Annotated in this window: 16 protein-coding genes; 10 read left to right on the top strand and 6 right to left on the bottom strand. The window is 68.8% G+C overall.

What is annotated here, in order from left to right:
• Positions 1-1,260: a hypothetical protein gene (locus tag QM693_RS29070; protein ID WP_283354048.1), complete on the bottom strand. Its 1,260-nt coding sequence runs from the start codon at positions 1,258-1,260 to the stop codon at positions 1-3.
• A 104-nt stretch (positions 1,261-1,364) separates the two neighbouring features.
• On the opposite strand from QM693_RS29070, the gene QM693_RS29065 reads away from it, so the two are divergent.
• The gene (locus tag QM693_RS29065) at positions 1,365-2,144 is read left to right on the top strand and encodes an FAD:protein FMN transferase (RefSeq protein ID WP_009478830.1); all 780 of its coding nucleotides are present in this window, start codon (positions 1,365-1,367) and stop codon (positions 2,142-2,144) included.
• A gap of 1 nt (position 2,145) precedes the next feature.
• On the opposite strand, the gene pgi is transcribed toward QM693_RS29065, so the two are convergent.
• A complete protein-coding gene (gene pgi, locus QM693_RS29060) occupies positions 2,146-3,798 on the bottom strand; it encodes a glucose-6-phosphate isomerase (protein WP_283354047.1) in 1,653 nt (550 codons plus the stop codon).
• Between the two features lie 69 nt (positions 3,799-3,867).
• Between pgi and QM693_RS29055 the strand changes: the two genes are divergently transcribed.
• Positions 3,868-5,322 (top strand): NAD-dependent succinate-semialdehyde dehydrogenase, encoded by a 1,455-nt coding sequence (locus QM693_RS29055; RefSeq protein WP_283354046.1) that lies wholly within the window; start codon positions 3,868-3,870, stop codon positions 5,320-5,322.
• A 38-nt stretch (positions 5,323-5,360) separates the two neighbouring features.
• Here QM693_RS29055 and QM693_RS29050 read toward each other — a convergent pair whose 3' ends face one another.
• On the bottom strand, positions 5,361-5,657 hold the full coding sequence (locus tag QM693_RS29050; protein WP_005238528.1) for a chorismate mutase: 297 nt from the start codon (positions 5,655-5,657) through the stop codon (positions 5,361-5,363).
• A gap of 273 nt (positions 5,658-5,930) precedes the next feature.
• On the opposite strand from QM693_RS29050, the gene pcrA reads away from it, so the two are divergent.
• Positions 5,931-8,417, top strand: a complete 2,487-nt coding sequence (gene pcrA / locus QM693_RS29045; RefSeq protein WP_283354045.1) for a DNA helicase PcrA — start codon at positions 5,931-5,933, stop codon at positions 8,415-8,417.
• A 75-nt stretch (positions 8,418-8,492) separates the two neighbouring features.
• Here the strand turns inward: pcrA and QM693_RS29040 are convergent, their stop codons facing one another.
• Entirely contained in the window at positions 8,493-9,554 is a 1,062-nt protein-coding gene (locus tag QM693_RS29040; RefSeq protein ID WP_283354044.1) for a M23 family metallopeptidase, read from the bottom strand.
• Positions 9,555-9,784: 230 nt separating this feature from the next.
• On the opposite strand from QM693_RS29040, the gene QM693_RS29035 reads away from it, so the two are divergent.
• The 3 genes from QM693_RS29035 to sucD all read left to right on the top strand — a co-directional run bounded on the left by QM693_RS29035 (position 9,785) and on the right by sucD (position 13,994).
• A complete protein-coding gene (locus QM693_RS29035) occupies positions 9,785-11,737 on the top strand; it encodes a hypothetical protein (protein WP_283354043.1) in 1,953 nt (650 codons plus the stop codon).
• A 169-nt stretch (positions 11,738-11,906) separates the two neighbouring features.
• On the top strand, positions 11,907-13,076 hold the full coding sequence (gene sucC, locus QM693_RS29030) for an ADP-forming succinate--CoA ligase subunit beta (protein ID WP_005238541.1): 1,170 nt from the start codon (positions 11,907-11,909) through the stop codon (positions 13,074-13,076).
• A gap of 15 nt (positions 13,077-13,091) precedes the next feature.
• The gene (sucD, locus tag QM693_RS29025; RefSeq protein WP_005238543.1) at positions 13,092-13,994 is read left to right on the top strand and encodes a succinate--CoA ligase subunit alpha; all 903 of its coding nucleotides are present in this window, start codon (positions 13,092-13,094) and stop codon (positions 13,992-13,994) included.
• 60 nt (positions 13,995-14,054) lie between these two features.
• Here the strand turns inward: sucD and QM693_RS29020 are convergent, their stop codons facing one another.
• On the bottom strand, positions 14,055-14,681 hold the full coding sequence (locus QM693_RS29020; RefSeq protein WP_283354042.1) for an IMPACT family protein: 627 nt from the start codon (positions 14,679-14,681) through the stop codon (positions 14,055-14,057).
• Positions 14,682-14,807: 126 nt separating this feature from the next.
• On the opposite strand from QM693_RS29020, the gene QM693_RS29015 reads away from it, so the two are divergent.
• The 4 genes from QM693_RS29015 to purH all read left to right on the top strand — a co-directional run bounded on the left by QM693_RS29015 (position 14,808) and on the right by purH (position 19,797).
• Positions 14,808-15,878, top strand: coding sequence for a DUF5336 domain-containing protein (locus QM693_RS29015; RefSeq protein WP_283354041.1), 1,071 nt, complete (start codon positions 14,808-14,810; stop codon positions 15,876-15,878).
• A 112-nt stretch (positions 15,879-15,990) separates the two neighbouring features.
• Positions 15,991-17,514 carry a cell division protein PerM gene (locus QM693_RS29010; protein WP_349307526.1) on the top strand — a complete coding sequence of 508 codons (1,524 nt, stop codon included), beginning with the start codon at positions 15,991-15,993 and terminating at the stop codon, positions 17,512-17,514.
• 68 nt (positions 17,515-17,582) lie between these two features.
• On the top strand, positions 17,583-18,248 hold the full coding sequence (gene purN / locus QM693_RS29005; RefSeq protein WP_280784114.1) for a phosphoribosylglycinamide formyltransferase: 666 nt from the start codon (positions 17,583-17,585) through the stop codon (positions 18,246-18,248).
• A complete protein-coding gene (gene purH / locus QM693_RS29000) occupies positions 18,241-19,797 on the top strand; it encodes a bifunctional phosphoribosylaminoimidazolecarboxamide formyltransferase/IMP cyclohydrolase (protein ID WP_280784113.1) in 1,557 nt (518 codons plus the stop codon). The genes purN and purH overlap by 8 nt, the downstream gene beginning before the upstream one ends.
• A 55-nt stretch (positions 19,798-19,852) precedes the next feature.
• Here purH and QM693_RS28995 read toward each other — a convergent pair whose 3' ends face one another.
• Entirely contained in the window at positions 19,853-20,086 is a 234-nt protein-coding gene (locus QM693_RS28995) for a hypothetical protein (protein WP_005238564.1), read from the bottom strand.
• Positions 20,087-20,241 lie beyond the last annotated feature (155 nt).

Here is a 20,241-nt window from a genome sequence, read left to right as displayed (position 1 = left end):
TCACCAGCCGCGGGCATCGAGACCGTGCCGGGCGAGGACGGTCGTCGCCCGCTCCCGGAGTTCCGCGCGGTCCGGACTGTCCAGCGATTCGAGCGCGAGGGTGTAGTTGTCGCCGAATCGGCTGAGATAGGCGGAGAGCCGGGTGCGGCTGGTCACGACACCCGGATGCACGGCCCGGGTGGCGATGCCGGTGGCGCGGTGACCGCCGATCGAGACGAGCGCCTCGGGTAGCGGTCCGATGTTCGAACACAGCACGTCCCGTTCGCCGGGTCTGCCCGTGAGGGCATGCGCCACCCGGTCGGGGACCAGTTGCAGCATCTCCTCCGGGAACCCGGCCGGACTCGTCATCGCGGGCGCGGAGAACGCCGCGCGGCTCGCCGCCCGAACGTCCGCGACGGTGTCCTGCGGGCCGACATCCACCTCGACCATGGCGACGGAGTTCGCGGTACCCGACGAGGTGGCCGCGCCCCGCAGGTCCATCGGCACACTGATCGTGAGCGGGCGGGACTCGCCGTCCCGCCGCGCCAATTCGGCCACCACGGCCAGGAACAGGCTGTTCGGGGTTCCGCCTGCCTGCTCCGCGGCGGCGTCCCACTGCTCGGCGTCCACGTCCAGCACCGCCGACACAGGTGAGTGGCAAAGTGTGCCGGGGGACGCTTTGCCACTCACGTGCAGGAAGCGGCGGAGTTCCGCGCGACGGGCCCCGCTCACCACGAGACCGGTGACCGCACGCACGGTTCCCTCGGTCACGCGGCGGGCGAGCCGGGTGGCGTCCCACATGTCCGCGACAGCGCCTTCCGCACCTCCCTGATCCGACGGGGGTAGTCCCCGCAGCGCCGCCGCGATGGCGGCCGCCAGCCCGCGCGCATCCGCGATCACGTGCGAACACACCAGCGACAGCACCGTGCCTCCGCCCGCCGGTCGTGCGCACGCCAGACGCCAGGCGGGACCTCGCTCGGGGTCCACCGACAACGAGCCCTGCTCGTCGGCCCACGCGAGGACCGCCCCGGCCTGGATCTCCGCGTCTTCGACGGGAAAGGCGTCGGTACTCGGCTCGAACCGGGGCCGCGCGCCGGGAATCCGCGGACGCACCACCCGCCTTCCCAGCGGTCCGCGGGCGAAGTCTGCGCTCAGGGCATCGAGGGTCGAGGCGGTCACCTCCCCGTCGGTACGCCACAGGCCCTGCATCACGATCGGCGTTCCCCACCCCCGATGGGTGCGCAGGAACATCTCGTCGACGACGCTCAATCGGGCGCTCACCAGCGAAGTGTACGACCGGTCGAGGTGGTCGCAGGAGGCCGACCTCTGGACAGCCGGCGCATACTGGAAGTGCAGCGCTGTACGGACCGCACACGGAGAACACCATGGTTAGCGTCGAGAAATGGAAGGTGTGGGGTTCCGTCGTGGAAGTCGACGTCACCGAAGGCGCCGCCCTACCCGAGGCTGCAGCGCTGATCGCGGCCGTCATCGACGAGACCGAATCGGTCTGCGACATCCACCGCGGCGACGCCGAGATCCACGCCGTCAACCTCTCGCAGGGCGCGCCGGTGAAGGTCAGCCGGCGGATGTCCGCACTGCTGCGGTCGGCGCTCTGGGCCGCCCGGATGACCGACGGGGTGGTGAACCCGCTCGCCACCGAATCTCCTGACGAGGACCTGATCCCCACCGTGCACCCGGCACCCAGCTTCCTCGACGTCCAGATCGACGACGACGTCGTGTTCGCGCCGTGGGGCGCCTCGTTCGACATCACCGACACCGCCAAGGCCGACACGGTGGACCGGGCGGCGGAACTGGTGGCCCGCCAACTCGAGTGCGGGGCCGCCGTGCGTATCGGCGACGTCGTCGCGACGGCCGGGCACTGTCCCGCCGGCGGCTGGCAGATCCCGGTGCCCGGCGACGGCGAGGTCGAACTGGTGAACGGGACGGCGATGGCGACGGCGTTCGCGCCCCCGGCTGCCGAACCGCCCACCGCCACCGAGTGGGAGACCGTGTCGGTGATCGCCGACGACGCGCTCTGGGCGTACGCGGCCAGCGTCGCTGCCCTCGCCCGCGGCATCGGTGCGATCCGCTGGATCGAACAGCACGAATTGCGCGCCCGGCTGGTGGACCGGTCGGGCCGGGTCTACACCACCGAGAGCTGGTGAATCAGGCCCGTCCGCGCTGACGGCGGTACCAGCGCACCAGGCTGTCCGTCGACGAATCGCTTTGCGTGGCCGGTTCTTCCGCCGCGGTAAGCACCGGCTGCAACTCGACGGCCTGCGTCTTGCCGAGCTCGACACCCCACTGGTCGAACGAGTCGATGCCCCACACGACGCCCTCGACGAATACCTGGTGCTCGTACAGGGCGATCAGCTGTCCGATCACCGACGGGGTGAGCTTCGGCGCGAGGATCGTGGTGGACGGCCGGTTGCCGGGCATGACCTTGTGCGGCACCAGATGTTCGGGCGTTCCCTCGGCCGCGATCTCCTCGGCCGTCTTGCCGAACGCCAGGACCTTCGTCTGGGCGAAGAAGTTGCTCATCAGCAGGTCGTGCATGCTGCCGGTGCCGTCCGCCGTGGGCAGGTCGTCGGTGGGTTCGCCGAAACCGATGAAATCGGAGGGGACGAGCCGCGTGCCCTGGTGCAGGAGCTGGTAGAAGGCGTGCTGCCCGTTGGTTCCGGGTTCGCCCCAGAAGATCTCACCGGTGGACGTGGGGACGGGTGTGCCGTCGGCGCGCACCGACTTGCCGTTCGATTCCATCGTCAACTGCTGCAGATAGGCCGCGAACCGCATGAGGTCGTTGGAATAGGGCAGCACGGCACGGGATTCGGCGCCGAAGAAGTTCGAGTACCAGAGGCCGATCAGGCCGAGCAGGACCGGCGCGTTCTCCTCGAGCGGCGCCGTCCGGAAGTGTTCGTCCACGGCATGGAAGCCGGCGAGGAACTCCGCGAAACGCTCCTTGCCGATCGCCGCCATCACCGACAGCCCGATGGCGGAATCGACCGAGTACCGGCCACCCACCCAATCCCAGAATCCGAACATGTTGGCCGTGTCGATTCCGAACTCCGACACCCGATCCGCGTGCGTCGAGACGGCGACGAAATGCTTTGCGACCGCTTCGTTTCCGAGGCCGAGACCGCCCAGCAGCCACCGACGCGCGGCGGTGGCGTTGGTGAGCGTCTCGAGCGTCGAGAACGTCTTGGACGCCACGATGAACAGGGTGGTGGCCGGGTCGAGGCCCTGCAGGCTGCGCACCAGGTCGGCGGGGTCGACGTTGGAGATGAACCGGACGCTGATGCCCGCGTCGGCGTAGTGCCGCAGCGCGCGGTACACCATCACCGGACCCAGATCCGATCCGCCGATACCGATGTTGACGACGGTCTTGATTCGCTCGCCCGTCGCGCCGCGCCATTCACCGGAGCGCACCCGATCCGTGAAGTCGCCCATGCGGTCGAGGACCTCGTGGACGTCGGCGACGACGTCCTGCCCGTCGACGACGAGAGACGCGTCGGCGGGCAGCCTCAGCGCCGTGTGGAGGACGGCGCGGTCCTCGGAGGTGTTGATGTGCTCGCCCGCGAACATCGCGTCCCGGCGTGCCTCCAGGTCGGCACTGCGGGCCAGTTCGAGGAGCAACCCGATGGTGTCGCGGTCGATGCGGTGCTTGCTGTAGTCGATGTACAGGTCGCCGGCCGAGACGGTGAGCTCCTGCCCGCGTGCCGGGTCCTTCTCGAAGAGTTCTCGAAGATGGACGGACTGAATCTGAGCGTGATGATCACGCAATTTCTGCCAGGCAGCGGTTCCGGTGATGTCTGAGCTCACGAGATTTGAGCTTAATGCCCGCGCGTCGAAACTTCCGTGCGAACTTCGGTGCGGCGCATGATGGACGTCATGGATGCTGTCGAACTCATGCGAACCGTTCCCACAACCCTCTTCCTCGGCGGCGAGAAGCGTGACGCCGAGAACGGCGCCACGTTCACCGTTTTCGACCCCGCCACCGGTGACGCGCTCACCGAGGTCGCGGACGCCAGTCCCGCCGACGCGATGAAAGCGCTCGACGCCGCGGTCGCGGTGCAGCGGGAGTGGGCGGCGACGCCGGCACGTGACCGCGGGGAACTGCTCCGCGCGGTGTTCGAGAAGATCACGGCCCGGGCCGACGACTTCGCGCTGCTGATGACGCTGGAGATGGGCAAGGCGCTGCCGGAGAGCGCGGCGGAGGTCAAGTACGGCGCCGAGTTCTTCCGGTGGTTCAGCGAGGAGGCCGTGCGTATCGCCGGCCGCTACACACCGGCACCCGCGGGGAACGGACGCATCCTGGTGACCAAGCAACCCGTCGGGCCGTGTCTGGCGATCACACCGTGGAACTTCCCGCTCGCGATGGGCACCCGCAAGATCGGACCCGCACTGGCGGCCGGCTGCACGATGATCGTCAAACCCGCCTCCGAGACTCCGTTGACGATGCTCCTGCTCGCCGAGGTGATGGCCGACGCGGGGCTCCCGAAGGGCGTGCTGTCCGTGCTGCCGACGTCGAAGTCGGGGGAGGTGACCGGTCCACTGCTCGACGACCCCCGGCTACGGAAGCTCACGTTCACCGGCTCGACCGGGGTCGGCCGGATGCTCGTCGAGAAGTCGGCGAAGGGGCTGCTGCGCACGTCCATGGAACTCGGCGGGAACGCGCCGTTCGTGGTCTTCGACGACGCCGACGTGGACAAGGCGGTGGCGGGCGCCGTCCTCGCCAAGATGCGCAACGGCGGCGAGGCCTGCACCGCGGCCAATCGCTTCCACGTCGCGAACAGTGTGCGGGAGGAGTTCACCGCGAAGCTCGTCGACAAGCTGTCCTCGTACACGCTCGGACCCGGCACGGATTCCGACACGACGCTCGGCCCGCTGATCAACGCGGACCAACTCGAGAAGGTCGGGGAACTGGTGCAGGACGCCGTCGGCGCCGGTGCCCGGGTGCGGCTCGGCGGGGTCGCACCGGAAGGTCCCGGTTACTTCTACCCGGCGACCGTGCTGGACGAGATCCCCGCGCAGGCTCGGATCCTGAAGGAGGAGGTGTTCGGGCCGGTGGTCGCGATCGCCGGGTTCGACACCGAGGAGGAGGGCATCGCCGCGGCCAACGACACGGAGTTCGGCCTGGCGTCGTACATCTTCACCCGGGATCTGGACCGTGCACTCCGGGTGGCCGACGCCCTCGAATCGGGCATGGTCGGCATCAACCGGGGAGTCATCTCGGACACCGCTGCCCCCTTCGGCGGCGTCAAAGCGTCAGGCTTCGGGCGCGAAGGGGGCAGTGAAGGCATCGAGGAGTACCTGGAGACCAAGTACGTGGCACTCGAGCCGTAGCGACCGCCGTCGGGGGACGGGCGGGCCGCTTCGGGAAATCAGTGACCGAGGCGGCCGCGCCCGAGGCGCAGCAGCAGCATGGCGAGTGTGTGGCCTTCCTGGCCGAGCTCGTTGAACCGCTCGAGCACCTTCATCTCACGGCTGTGGACGAGGCGGGGACCGCCGGACGCCATCCGGGTGCGCCCGATGAGCTGCGAGACCTCTGCGCGGCGCTTGATAGCGGCGAGAATCTCGGCGTCGAGCTTGTCGATCTCCTGGCGGAGAACCTCGATCTCGGCCTCGCTGGTGGGCACAGCGGTTTCCTTGGCGGCTGATGCGACGGTCTGAGTGCTCATTGGTTCGTCTCCCTCTTGTCAGAACTTGGATCGTTGTTTTGGCTCGAGTCGTTACCGATCCAGGCTCGTTTGACGAAAAAAGCCCCGGATCCGGTGCGGACCTCGGGGCTCGTGAGCTGTTCAGTTCACGGGCACCGGAGGCCGGTACCCGTAAAAAAATCGCCACAGGGGGCGCGACGGCGGACTGAACATGTGTACCAGTTTGCCATGGCGGTACCGCGCAGGCCAAGCGGCTGTGACGCTGTCGGTACACGCCGGTAAGTTTGATAGTTGATGAACACTATCTCCGGCACCGCTTCTCCCCTGAGCGCCACGTCGACTCCGCACGCCGCTGCACCGGCGCGCGCAGGGTCCGATGCGCTCCTCCAGGGCCTCAACCCACAGCAACGGGAAGCGGTCGTGCACGCCGGTTCTCCGCTGTTGATCGTCGCGGGTGCGGGCTCGGGCAAGACGGCTGTGCTCACCCGCCGCATCGCATATCTGCTGGCCGAGCGGGGGGTGATGCCCGGTCAGATCCTGGCAATCACGTTCACCAACAAGGCTGCCGCGGAGATGCGGGAACGCGTCGCCCACCTCGTCGGCCCCAGGGCCAACAGCATGTGGGTGTCCACGTTCCACTCGAGCTGCGTGCGGATCCTCCGGGCCCAGGCGGCGCTGCTCCCCGGCCTCAACTCGAACTTCTCCATCTACGACGCGGACGACTCGCGGCGACTGCTGACGATGATCGCCAAGGATCTCAACATCGACACCAAGCGCTACTCGGCTCGGCTGCTCGCCACCCACATCTCGAATCTCAAGAACGAGCTTGTCGATCCCGAGCAGGCGAGCGCCGACGCCGACAAGGATCCGGCGGAACTGCCTCGGCTGATCGCCAAGGTGTACGGGCACTACCAGCAGCGGTTGCGTTCGGCGAACGCGCTGGACTTCGACGACCTGATCGGCGAGACGGTCGCGATGCTGCAGGCGTTCCCCCAGGTGGCGGAGTACTACCGGCGACGGTTCCGCCACGTGCTGGTCGACGAGTACCAGGATACGAACCACGCCCAGTACATGCTGGTGCGCGAGCTGGTCGGCGGAACCGCGGACGGCGAGGACGCGGACCACCGGGTCGCCCCGGCCGAGCTGTGTGTGGTGGGCGACGCGGATCAGTCGATCTACGCGTTCCGCGGCGCCACGATCCGCAACATCGAGGAGTTCGAGCGCGACTACCCGGACGCCCGCACCATCCTGCTGGAGCAGAACTACCGCTCCACCCAGAACATCCTGTCGGCGGCCAACTCGGTGATCTCGAAGAACACCGGCCGGCGTGAGAAGCGGCTGTGGACCGATTCGGGTGTGGGTGAGCTCATCACCGGCTACGTCGCGGACAACGAGCACGACGAGGCGTCGTTCGTGGCGTCCGAGATCGACAAGCTCGTCGATTCCGGCGATGCCAAGTTCGGTGACGTCGCCGTGTTCTACCGCACCAACAACTCGTCCCGTGCCCTCGAAGAGATCTTCATCCGGCTCGGCGTTCCGTACAAGGTCGTCGGCGGAGTGCGGTTCTACGAGCGCAAGGAGGTGCGCGACATCGTCGCATATCTCCGGGTCCTCGCGAACGAGGACGACACCGTCAGCCTGCGCCGGATCCTCAACACACCCCGCCGCGGCATCGGCGACCGCGCCGAGGCGTGTGTGGCCGTCCATTCCGAGCAGCGGGGCATCAGCTTCGCGGAGGCACTGCGGGACGGCGGTGAGGGCCGCGTACCGCTGCTGAACACCCGTTCCCAGAAGGCCATCGCGTCGTTCCTCGAGCTCATGGACGGACTGCGGGGGATGCTCCCGCCGGAGACCACTGCGGATGACGTCGTCCCCGACCAGCTCGGCGACATCGGCGACGTCGTCGAGGCGGTCCTGGAGCGGACGGGCTACCGCGCCGAACTCGCGGCGAGCAGCGACCCTCAGGACGGGGCGCGTCTCGACAACCTCAACGAACTCGTGAGCGTGGCGCGTGAGTTCAGCTCCGACGCGCGGAACGCGGCCGGCCTCGTGGAACCGCCGGAGGACGGCGACGTCGACGCCCGGGACGGTGAACCCGATCCCGGTTCCCTCGCCGCGTTCCTCGAACGGGTGTCCCTGGTCGCGGACTCCGATCAGCTACCCGACAACGACGAGGGCGTCGTCACGCTGATGACCCTGCACACCGCGAAGGGGCTCGAGTTCCCCGTCGTCTTCGTCACCGGGTGGGAAGACGGTCAGTTCCCGCACATGCGGGCTCTCGGCGACCCCACGGAACTGTCGGAGGAGCGCCGGCTCGCATACGTGGGCATCACCCGTGCCCGGCAGCGGCTGTATCTGACGCGGGCCGTCATGCGGTCGGCGTGGGGCCAGCCCATCCAGAACCCGGAGTCGCGGTTCCTGCAGGAGATCCCGTCGGATCTCGTGCACTGGCGTCGTGAGGACCCGGGCACCGGTATCGGTTCGGGGGGCGCGATCGGCGGTGGCCGTGCGCGTGGATCGGGATACGGCGGCCAGGGCTTCGGTGGCGGTTCCGGTTACGGCGGCGGGTCGGCGGGCACGCCGAGCTTCGGCGCCGCCCGCTCCCGCAACAACAACCTGGTGCTCACGGTCGGCGACCGTGTCAGTCACGACAAGTACGGCCTCGGCACGGTCCTCGAGACCAAGGGCGCAGGGCCGACCGCGACGGTCACCATCGACTTCGGCAGCGCGGGCAAGGTCCGGCTGATGCTGATCGGTGGCGTCCCGATGGTCAAGCTGTAGAGACACGAAAGACGACTGCGGCGCATGCAATGCATGCGCCGCAGTCGTGTGTCAGGTGGTGCCGAGAGGTTTCGGTCAGTCCATCTCGGGGCCGAGGCTGATGCCGCGGGAGGCCAGCCAGGGGAGGGGATCGATCTTGTTCTCGCCGGCGAGGTGAACCTCGAAGTGCAGGTGCGGGCCGGTGGAGAAGCCGCGGTTGCCGACGGTCGCGATCTGGTCGCCCGCCATGACCTTCTGGCCGACGGTGACGGTGGAGGTGTTGATGTGGCCGTAGACGGTGATGGTGCCGTCGGCGTGCTTGAGGCGGACCCACATGCCGAACCCGGAAGCCGGACCCGAGTCGATGACCTCGCCGTCGGCGACGGCCACGATGGGGGTGCCGATGGGGGCGGCGATATCGACGCCTGCGTGCAGGGTGCCCCAGCGGCTTCCGAAGTTGGAGGTGAAGGTTCCCACGGCGGGGAGGACGAACAGGGGGCGGCGGGCAGCGGCTTCGCGGGCGGCGCGCTCTTCGCTGAAACGCTGTCCCTTGGCGAGCAGGTTGCTGAACTGCGACAGGTCGGTCGGGTTCGCGATGTTGAGGACCTGCGGGGCGTTCGAATCGGACGCGGCGGTGTCGGCGACCGTGGAGAACTGGGCGGCCTGTGGCTCGGCGGTGGTTCCGATGGTGCTCGACTCGTCACTGGCGAGGGCGACCTCGGAGTGGTCGGAGGAGCTGGACGATCCGCTGGTGACGGCAGCCTGGCCTGCGGCGACTACGGCGCCCGCTGCGACGGCGAGGACTGCGGCGCGACCTTTGAGAGCTGAGGGAGGAGTCGGGATGCGGTGGGCTCCGCGGCGGGAGTGGGAGGGTGCACCCTCGAAGGACTCGGAACCGCTGCGGGGGGTGAAGCCGGGAATCTCGGACTCGGTGTCGATGGTCTCGAAGCCGTTGCCGGCGTCGACGCTGTCGGGGGTGGAGCGTGTGGACTGCGAATTGCGGAAGAGCATGCGTGAAATCTCAGAACTATCGGTCTCGGGATAACGCTCGACCGACCTCGAGGGGTACGTGGGCGCGACTTCGTCGTTGTGACCCCGCAACTCGTCATCGTGGTGACTCACAAAACGGCTGGCCGTGAACTGGCTGCGATGGTGCATACGCCCGTCCCCCTCCTGCTCGTGACCTGCCTGTGACTTAGACCTTGGCGACGGTAACGAAACGGTTGCGATGCGCGCAACCTGTAACGCGGAGGAACGGCTACATGTGACGGGCATCACAAACTGAGCTGGGGAAACGTCGAACCCACTTTTCGTCTCGGTTCAATCTCGCCCCTGAATACGCGTGTCACAACGTGGGGGAGGCAGTGGGTTAGCGCTAGCGTCGGCCTGTGGCGTCATCAACTCGATCTCCGGACGGGCGTAGGGCCGAGCCCGAACGTATTCCCTCGTCCGGCGGCACCGGTCTGACGGCCGTCGAGGAGCCCGATCCCGCCCGTGCGCGCCGGGGGTGCGTGCTCGCGGTCGTCCTGGGTCTCGTCGGGGGAGTGGGAGTGGCCTCGGCGCCCGTCCTGCACGCCGTCCGTTCGGCCGACGGGGTGGCCGCGCCGTCCGCGATCGGCGCAGCCGCACTGTGGGCTGCCGTCTTCGCCCTCGCCCCATCCGTTCTCGCCGTCCTCGCGCTTCTCGCCCGGCGCACCGCGGTGGCGGGTGCGCTGCTGGCCGGTGCCGGTGCGATGTCCCTCGGCGCCGCCGTGCTCGACACGCAGCTGTGGACGGACGCCATCGACGCCAATCGACTCGAATTGTTCCGGCCCGAGACGGCGGCCGAGCTCGCCGCCGGGTCCGGCGCGTACGCCGCCCTCGGCGGACACCTGCTGATCGCCTTCGCCGGCCTCCTCGGCATGGTCGCGGTCCACCGGGAATCGCTGATGGACGGTTACGGCGACGCCCGCAGCTCCGAACAGGTCGGACGGGCGACCGGCGCCCGTGTCGGATTCCTGCCGTCCGCGGTCGCGGTGGTCGCCGCCGTCGTGCTCGTCGGCGCGCTGTTCGCTCCTGCCTTCGTGTCCGAGGATCCGGTCATCCTCGTCCCGACGGTCGTGGAGTCGGACCTCGCCGCGTCCGCAGGCGCCGGGCTGCTGGCGGCGGCCGTTCTGATCGTGGTCGCCTCCGCACTGGCGTCCATCTCGCCGCCCGTCGCGTCCGGTGCGCTCGTCGGGGCCGGTCTGGCCGCGCTCGGCGTGGTCGGGACGCGCCTGGTGGCCGGACTCGCCGCGGGCGAACGGATCCAGCCCGGGCCCGGCGCGGTGTGGGGGACCGTCGGCGCCGGTGTCCTCGTACTCGTCGGTGTCTGCATCCCGATGGTCGACCGAGCTCGCGACAGCAGGATCGTGAAGACGCTCGCCACCCCCTCGTCGTCCGCGCCGGCTCAGGGCGGCCCGGCGAAGAAGGGGGCCGTCGCCCCGTCCGCGAAGGGCGTCGCCAAGGCGGCGCTGCGAGCCGAGGCCGCCGCGGCCCGCGCTCGAATCGCCCGCTGGCACGTCGCCGCCGGGACCACCGGAATCGTCACCGCCGTGCTCGCCGCCGCCGGTGCCCTGCTCCCCGTCCTCGACATCCCGGCCGACGCCGTGCGCCCCGATGTCTACGCCACCCGGGTCGTGCTCGTCGCCGCCCTCGTGCTCGTCGTCGGCTGCGTCTGGCTGCTGCTGTCGGAGTTCGCCTCCACTGTCCGGCCCGCGGTCGGAGTGCTGTGGGTGACGATCCCGTTCTCCGTCGCCTCGGTGTCGCAGTCCGTCGTGCTCGCCACCGACGTCCCCGGAATCGGCGCCGGAATCGGTGCCGCGCTGCTGTGGTGTGCGGCCGTCACCGCTGTCGTCACCGGCGTGCTGACGTGGTTCGCCGGTTCGGCGGAACGTGAGGAGATCGACACGTCCGAGGAGCCGTCCACCTCGATCGCGGTCCTCGCGGTCGGTGGTCTCGGGGCGGTCGCCGCGTTCGTCGGACTGGGACTGCCGCTCTTCCACGGGACGGATGCACGCGGCGACGACTACGCGCCCGCGTCGTTCGCGGAGTTCCCGTGGAACCTCGACGTGTGGGGGCGCGTCCTACTGGGCGTCGCGGTGGTCCTCGCAGTGATCGTCGCCTCACGTGCCCGGCCGGCCCGGGCGGTGGCACTCCTGCTCGGTTCGGCCGTTGTGGTGGGGGTATACCTCCTGTCGTGGCCGCTCACCGCGGCCCGGGTGACCGATCCCTCAATGGGGGCCGGTGTCGTCCCGACAACGGTGGGCATAGTGTTGATTGCGGCTGCCGCGGCCCTCACGACACGCAGCAGAAATCGGTGAGGTCCGCCCCGTCGACGGCGGTGAGGCCCGCCTCAATACGTGATATCGCGTGATGTGGACCACATAGCAGACACGCGGGCGCAGACCGGGCCCGGCAACTGGTTAAAGTCCAAAACAGACCCGCTCCTACCCCTCGAGCGGGTGTCAACGCAGACGAGACGGTGAGCAGATGGATCTCTTCGAATACCAGGCGAAGGAACTCTTCGCCAAGCACGAGGTGCCGACTTCGGCTGGGCGTGTTACCGACACGGTCGCCGGCGCACGCGAGATTGCCGAAGAAATCGGCAAGCCCGTGATGGTCAAGGCGCAGGTCAAGGTCGGAGGCCGCGGCAAGGCCGGTGGCGTGAAGTACTCCGCCGACGCCGATGCCGCCCAGGCCAACGCCGAGGCGATCCTGGGCCTCGACATCAAGGGTCATGTCGTCAAGAAGCTGCTGGTCGCAGAGGCGAGTGACATCGCCGAGGAGTACTACATCTCCTTCCTGCTCGACCGCACCAACCGCACCTACCTGGCCATGTGCTCGGTCGAAGGTGGCGTCGAGATCGAGGTCACCGCCGAGGAGAACCCCGACGCTCTCGCGAAGATCCCCGTCGACGCCGTCAAGGGTGTCGACCTCGCGTTCGCGCGCAGCATCGCCGAGGCAGGAAAGCTGCCCGCCGAGGTGCTCGACGCAGCGGCCGTGACGATCCAGAAGCTGTGGGAGGTCTTCATCAACGAAGACGCTCTCCTCGTCGAGGTCAACCCGCTCGTCCGCACGCCGGACGACCAGATCCTCGCACTCGACGGCAAGGTCACGCTCGACGAGAACGCTGCGTTCCGTCAGCCCGGCCACGAGGCGTTCGAGGACAAGGACGCCACGGATCCGCTCGAGCTCAAGGCCAAGGAAAACGACCTCAACTACGTCAAGCTCGACGGTGAGGTCGGCATCATCGGTAACGGCGCCGGCCTGGTCATGTCGACCCTGGACGTCGTCGCCTACGCAGGTGAGAAGCACGGTGGCGTGAAGCCGGCCAACTTCCTCGACATCGGTGGCGGCGCCTCCGCAGAGGTCATGGCGAACGGCCTGGACGTCATCCTGAACGACGCGCAGGTCAAGAGCGTGTTCGTGAACGTTTTCGGTGGCATCACCGCGTGTGACGCGGTCGCCAACGGCATCGTCGGCGCCCTGAAGACGCTCGGTGACGAGGCCAACAAGCCGCTGGTCGTCCGCCTGGACGGCAACAACGTCGAAGAGGGTCGTCGTATCCTCGCCGAGGCCGCCCACCCGCTGGTCACGGTCGTCGGAACCATGGACGAGGCTGCCGACAAGGCTGCCGAGCTGGCCTTCGCCGCAAAGTAAAGGGACTCAAAAAACATGGCTATCTTCCTGACCAAGGACTCCAAGGTCATCGTCCAGGGCATCACCGGCGGCGAGGGCACCAAGCACACCGCGCTGATGCTCAAGGCCGGCACCCAGGTCGTCGGCGGTGTCAACGCCCGTAAGGCCGGCACCACCGTCACCCACGACGGCGGCGTCGAGCTGCCCGTCTTCGGCACCGTCGCCGAGGCCATCGAGAAGACCGGCGCGGACGTCTCCATTGCGTTCGTCCCCCCGGCATTCGCCAAGGACGCCATCGTCGAGGCCATCGACGCGGAGATCCCGCTGCTCGTGGTCATCACCGAGGGCATTCCGGTCCAGGACTCGGCGTACGCCTGGGCGTACAACGTGTCCAAGGGCAACAAGACCCGCATCATCGGACCCAACTGCCCCGGCATCATCACCCCCGGCGAGTCGCTGGTCGGCATCACCCCGGCCAACATCGCGGGCACCGGCCCGATCGGTCTCGTGTCCAAGTCCGGCACGCTGACCTACCAGATGATGTTCGAGCTGCGTGACTTCGGCTTCTCCACCGCAATCGGCATCGGCGGCGACCCGGTCATCGGCACCACCCACATCGACGCCATCGAGGCGTTCGAGAAGGACCCCGAGACCAAGGTCATCGTGATGATCGGTGAGATCGGTGGCGACGCCGAGGAGCGTGCCGCCGACTACATCAAGGCGAACGTCACGAAGCCGGTCGTCGGCTACGTCGCGGGCTTCACCGCCCCCGAGGGCAAGACCATGGGCCACGCAGGCGCCATCGTCTCCGGTTCCTCGGGCACCGCGCAGGCCAAGAAGGACGCCCTCGAGGCTGCCGGCGTGAAGGTCGGCAAGACGCCGTCCGAGACCGCTGCGCTCGCTCGCGAGATCCTGCAGAGCCTGACCGTCCAGGCCTAGGCGCTCCGCGCCCGTGCGCCTTTTTGGTAGCTCCCGCTACCAAAAAGGCGCACGGGTCGTTCAGGCATCGACCCACATCTCCCCGGCCGGATCGAGTGTCCCCGTCCCCGACGTGACGGCAGCGACCAGATCGGCCAGTTCCGCCGAGTCCCTCGCCGCGAGGGTGAGGACCGCGGATTCCCCGTAAGTCGTGTCCACCACGACGACGCCCCGCCCACGCAACTCCGACTCGACACGTCCCGCCTCGGCGTGGCCGACGGCGAGGGTGTGCAGGTGGCGCAGTTCCCTTCGCACGAGCGGTGCGGCATCGACCGCCGTGGCCACCGCGCCCGAGTAGGCGCGCACCAGTCCGCCCGCCCCCAGCTTGATTCCCCCGAAATACCGTGTCACGACCACCGTGACGTCGACGAGATCACGGGCCTTGAGTACCTGCAGCATCGGTATGCCCGCGGTGCCACCGGGTTCGCCGTCGTCGCTCGCACGCTCGACCCGGTCGCTGGGCCCGTTTCCGATGATGTACGCCGAACAGTGATGTCGCGCATCGGGATACGCGCGCCGCTGATCCTGGACGAAAGCCTGCGCCGCCTCTGCGTCCTCGACGCGCCGCAGGGCGGCGATGAAACGTGAGTGCTTCACCTCCGTCTCGAGGGTGAGATCGGCGGTGCGATGGGCGAGGGTGTACGGCACCGGACCATTGTCTCCTGCGCTGTTCCCGCCGCTGCGTGCCGCGAGTGACGGCAGTGACCGACGGGTATACGTAGGCTAGCGTCGGAAGAGCGCACGCAGACGACCACTTGTCGACTAGGAGAAGTCATGACGTTCACGCCCGGAGGACCGAGTTACGGTCCGCCCGCGCAACCGACTGCAGGGGGAGAACCGAAAGGCCTGGGCTTCTTCCTTCTGATCGGTGTCGCAGTTCTCGGTGTCCTCAACCTGCTGCTCGGGTTCGCCCCGTACGCCACCTTGGCGCGAGAGTCCGTGAACTCGTTCGAAGCGAACACGGACGGGCTCGGCCTGCTGTTCCTCGGTGGTCTTCTCGCGGCGGTCTCGCTCCTTCCGAAGCAGTCCTATGCGGGCGCGGCAGCGGCGGCCTCCGTCGCAGGCTGGGTAGTCGCGTTGTTCGTGTACCTCAACGTCGACGCGGATTCCGGTTGGGGCGCAATCCTGATACTCGTTCTCGGCTTCATCCAGTCGGCCGTGGCCGTCGCGGCCACCCTGTTCGACATCGGACTCCTCAAGCAGCCGGCACCCAAGCCGTCCGCAGCCGCGGGCTTCGGTCAGCCCGGTCAGGCGCCGCAGGGTTACGGCCAGGGCGCCCCGCAGGGCTACGGGCAGGGCAGCCCGCAGCAGTCGTACGGACAGCCGCCGCAGGGCTACGGCCAGAGCGCGCCGCAGGGCTACGGGCAGCAGAGCCAGTCGCAGCCCGGCTACGGGCAGCAGAACCAACCCGGTTACGGCCAGCAGGGCTACGGCCAGCAGGGTCAGCCCTCGCAGGGCCAGCCCGGCTACGGCCAGGGCTACGGGCAGCCCCAGCAGCCCGGTTACGGCGCCGGTGCGGGTGCCGGGTCTGCGTCGTACGACGCCCCGACCACCGCCTACCAGCAGCCGCAGTACCAGGGGTACTCGCAGCCGTCGAGCCCGTCGCAATCCACCGGAACGCCCAGCTCGCAGTACCCGGCCGGGACCAGCTACGGTTCCGCGCAGCACGCGGCGCCTGCGTACGGCTCGCAGTCGGAGTCGTCCCCCGTCGAGCGCACGCTGGAGTACGGCGAGCAGCCGCCCACCGAGGCGAAGCCGGCCGAATCGGCGGACAAGCCCGAATCGGAGGGCTACAGCGCGCCGACCCAGGCGTTCGACACGCGTGCCGACAGGGACGACAAGTAGCGGCCCAACCAGCAAGGTGGCCTCTGACCGAACGTGGTCGGAGGCCACTTCTGTGCGGCGCGCCTGACCGCTGTCGCGGCGTCGGAGTGCCACTCTCGAGGGGATGAGTTCTTTGGTTGATCGTGCGCAGCGCGTCGCACAGGGTGCGCGACGGCGAGCCGTCGGTGACGAGGAGCGGCAAGTCCCGCGACAGCGACCCGTGCCCGACGCAGACGAGATGCGGGCGCTGCTCGCGGTCGCGTTCCGGCCGGCGGGTGTCACCGTCGTCCTGCTGTCCGCACTCATCGTCGTCACGCTGGTGGCGGCGAACAGCGATCTCACGGGAACGTTCGGTGCCATCGCGGCGTCGTGGCTGGCGATCCACCAGGTGCCGTTGACTATCGACGGCACGTCACTCGGAGTCCTCCCGTTGATCCCGACTGCGGGGATGGTGTGGGTGGTCGCCCGTGGATGCGCCGGCGTGGTGCACCCGGCGTCCTCGCGGCGGCATGCTCTGCAGGTGATCGGCGCTGCGGTGGCCGGACCGCTGGTCGTGACGGCCATCAGCCTCGCTGTCATCGCGGACGCGTCGGCGGTCATCCCGTTGTCGTCGCCGAACGCGCTCGCCGCGTTCGGATGGGTGCTGTTCGTGCACCTGCTCGCGTCGGCGATCGGTGTGACGGTCGCGATGTGGCCGACGCTGGGGGCGCGGGTTCCGTCGTGGGTCCGGGACGCGGTACGGCCGGGACTGCGCGCGTTGGCGGCGCTTCTCGGTGCCGGCGCGGTCATGGTCACGATCTCGCTGCTGATGGAGTGGTCGACGGTCGGCTCGCTGCTCGAACGCGGCGACGGCGTCGTCGGAATGCTCGGACTGACGATCCTGTCGGTGCTGTACCTGCCGAACGTCGTGGTGGGTGCCGCGGCCGCGGTGATGGGAGGGACCGCGCAGATCGGGGACGTCTCGGTCAGCGTGTTCGGGAACGTCGGTGGTTCACTGCCGCCGTTGCCGCTGCTCGGCGCCGTCCCCGACGGGGTGTCGGGCGGTGCCTGGCCTGCGTTGCTGGTGATTCCCCTGCTGATCGGTGTGATGCTCGGACGCGACTGCGGACGCCGCGTCGCCGGGCAGGAAGCGCTGTTCACCGTGCTGACCGCCGCCGCGGGGGTGGGCGCGGTGACGGCGGTACTCGGCCTCGTGTCCGGCGGCAGGCTCGGCGCATTCGGAACGGTCGAGCTGAACTGGTGGGCGTTCGGGCTGCTCACGTTCGCGTGGCTCGGGCTCGCGGGCGCGGTGACGGCGGTGGTCGTGGCCTGGCATCGGAGCCGGGGCGCCGTGGACGAGGACGCCGCCGACACCGAGGACGAGGAGCCGCACCTTCCCGGCGCGGAGGAGGTTCCGGCGATCGCCGCCCCGATCACCGAGGAGCCGGTGGTCGCCGAAGACGTCGCGCCGAGTCGGGTGATCGAAGCCGAACTCGTCGACGACACCGAAGCGCCGGCAGCGCCGGTTGCACCGCAGGACACCGACTCCGACACCGAGGTCGTGGTGGATGTCGAGGTCGAGGAAGACCCGGCGACGGAGGAACCCGAGGGGTCCGGAGACGCCGGCGAGAGCCCGGAAGCCGACCTGCCCCGAGGGCCCGCAACCCCCAGCGACTAGGCTCTTGGTCGGTCGACGATGCGACCGCCCCCATTTTCGCCCGTCGTTCGATTCACCCGGCCTTTCGATTGTTCAGGAGTAGAGCGCTGACTTCCTCGCGTGACCACCTGAGGCCCACGACCGGTTCGCCGGCGCGGATCGTCGTACTCGCCTCCGGTGCGGGAACCCTCCTGAGGTCGCTGATCGACGCAACACACACGGACGGGTATCCCGCCGAGATCGTCGCCGTCGGCGTCGACCGCGACTGTGACGCGACCACCCACGCGAACGCGGCGGACATTCCCCACTTCCGGGTGAGCCTGCGCGACCACGCAGACCGTGCCGCCTGGGACCTCGCGCTGACCGAGGCCGTCGCGTCGCACCAGCCGTCGCTCGTCGTGTCGGCGGGGTTCATGAAGATCCTCGGCCCCGCCTTCCTGGACCGTTTCGGCGGTCGCATCATCAACACGCATCCCGCGTTGCTGCCCGCATTCCCCGGCGCGCACGCGGTCCCCGATGCGCTGGCCTACGGCGTGAAGGTGTCGGGATCGACCGTCCACCTCGTGGACGCGGGTGTCGACACCGGCCCGATCCTGGCGCAGGAACCCGTGCCGGTGCTCGACGGCGACGACGAGTCGACCCTGCACGAGCGCATCAAGACTGTGGAGCGACGGTTGTTGGCGGACGTCATCGCCGCTGTCGCCACCCGTGGAGTTGTTTCCGATGGACGAAAGGCCGTGATCCCCAGTGAGTGAACGCAAGGCAGTACGCCGAGCGCTCGTCAGCGTCTACGACAAGACCGGTCTGGTCGAACTGGCTACGGGCCTGCACAAGGCAGGCGTCGAGCTGGTGTCGACAGGGTCGACCGCAGCGAAGATCGCCGACGCCGGCATCCCGGTCACCCCCGTCGAGGCGCTGACGGGCTTCCCCGAATGCCTCGAGGGCCGGGTCAAGACGCTGCATCCGCGGGTGCACGCCGGCGTCCTCGCCGACACCCGGAAGCCGGAGCACCTCGCGCAGCTCGAGGAACTCGGCATCGAGGCGTTCCAGCTGGTGGTCGTGAACCTGTATCCGTTCACGCAGACCGTCGCATCGGGGGCGACCCCCGACGAGTGCGTCGAGCAGATCGACATCGGCGGGCCGTCCATGGTGCGTGCCGCCGCGAAGAACCACCCGTCCGTCGCGGTCGTGGTGGATCCCGCCCGCTACGACGACGTGCTCACCGCGGTCGCCGACGGCGGTTTCACGCTGCCCGAGCGCACCGCGCTCGCCGCGCAGGCGTTCCAGCACACCGCGTCGTACGACGTCGCGGTCGCCAGCTGGATGACGTCCACACTGGTTGAACCGGGTGACTCGCAGTTCCCCGAGTGGGCAGGCGCCACCTGGGACCGCTCGGCGGTCCTGCGGTACGGCGAGAACCCGCACCAGGCGGCCGCCCTCTACGTGAACCCCGCCGCCCCGGCCGGTCTGGCCCAGGCGGAGCAGTTGCACGGCAAGGAAATGTCGTACAACAACTACACCGACGGTGACGCCGCCTGGCGTGCGGCGTTCGACTTCAGCGAACCGGCTGTCGCGATCATCAAGCACGCGAACCCGTGTGGCATCGCGGTCGGAGCCGACATCGCCGAGGCGCACCGCAAGGCGCACGCCTGCGACCCGGTCAGCGCGTACGGCGGAGTCATCGCCGCGAACCGCGAGATCACCGTCGAGATGGCCGAGCAGGTCGCCGAGATCTTCACCGAGGTGATCATCGCCCCCTCCTATGCGGACGGTGCGCTCGGAGTCTTGCAGCGCAAGAAGAACATTCGCGTCCTCCTTGCCCAGGCACCCACTGCGACGGGAATCGAACTGCGTCCCGTGTCCGGGGGAGCGCTCCTCCAGGAGCGCGACGTGCTCGACGCCGAGGGTGACGACCCCGCCAACTGGACGCTGGCCGTCGGCGACGCCGCCGACGAACAGACCCTGAAGGATCTCGAGTTCGCATGGCGCGCGTGCCGTTCGGTGAAATCCAACGCGATCCTGCTCGCCTCCGACGGTGCGTCGGTCGGCGTCGGCATGGGCCAGGTCAACCGCGTCGACTCCGCGCACCTCGCGGTGCAGCGGGCCGGTGACCGGGTGGTCGGGTCGGTGGGCGCGTCGGACGCGTTCTTCCCGTTCCCCGACGGACTGCAGGTGCTCGCGAACGCCGGCGTCAAGGCAGTCGTGCAGCCGGGTGGTTCCGTCCGCGACAACGAGGTGATCGATGCGGCCAAGGAGGCCGGCATCACCATGTACCTGACGGGTGCGCGGCACTTCGCGCACTAGCGTTCGGCAACTCTCGAACGGGTCTCGGCATCATGCCGGGGCCCGTTCCGCGTCGTCAGGCGGCTGCGGCCCCGTGTGCTCGGCCCGTGCCCTGGAGTTCGCGAGGCGAACCGGTGATGACCACGCGGGCGGCGCCGCGGCTGCGGACCTCGCTGATCAGCTCACCCAGACCGGCCTCGTGGGCGGCATCGCAGTGCGACAGGTCGAGGGTGACGGCGTAACCGGTGAGGTCGTCCGGCAGATCGAGATACGGGGGAGAAGTGGACAGTTGGTTGATACGAAGTTTCATGGGGTGCTCCTGAAAGTGAAAGGTAAAAGAAAAGGCACCCGAGGGGTTTGCCCTGGGTGCCCGAGAATGACTTGGTTGAGTCTCAACATTCTCGGGGTGCGCCGAACTTGGTGATGTGCTTGTCGGCGAAGCAGCGACGCCATGCGGGTACGGAC

The organism is Rhodococcus sp. IEGM 1305 (assembly GCF_030058635.1).
Lineage (GTDB): Bacteria > Actinomycetota > Actinomycetes > Mycobacteriales > Mycobacteriaceae > Rhodococcus_F > Rhodococcus_F opacus_D.
This window is presented reverse-complemented; position numbering and strand designations above follow the sequence as displayed.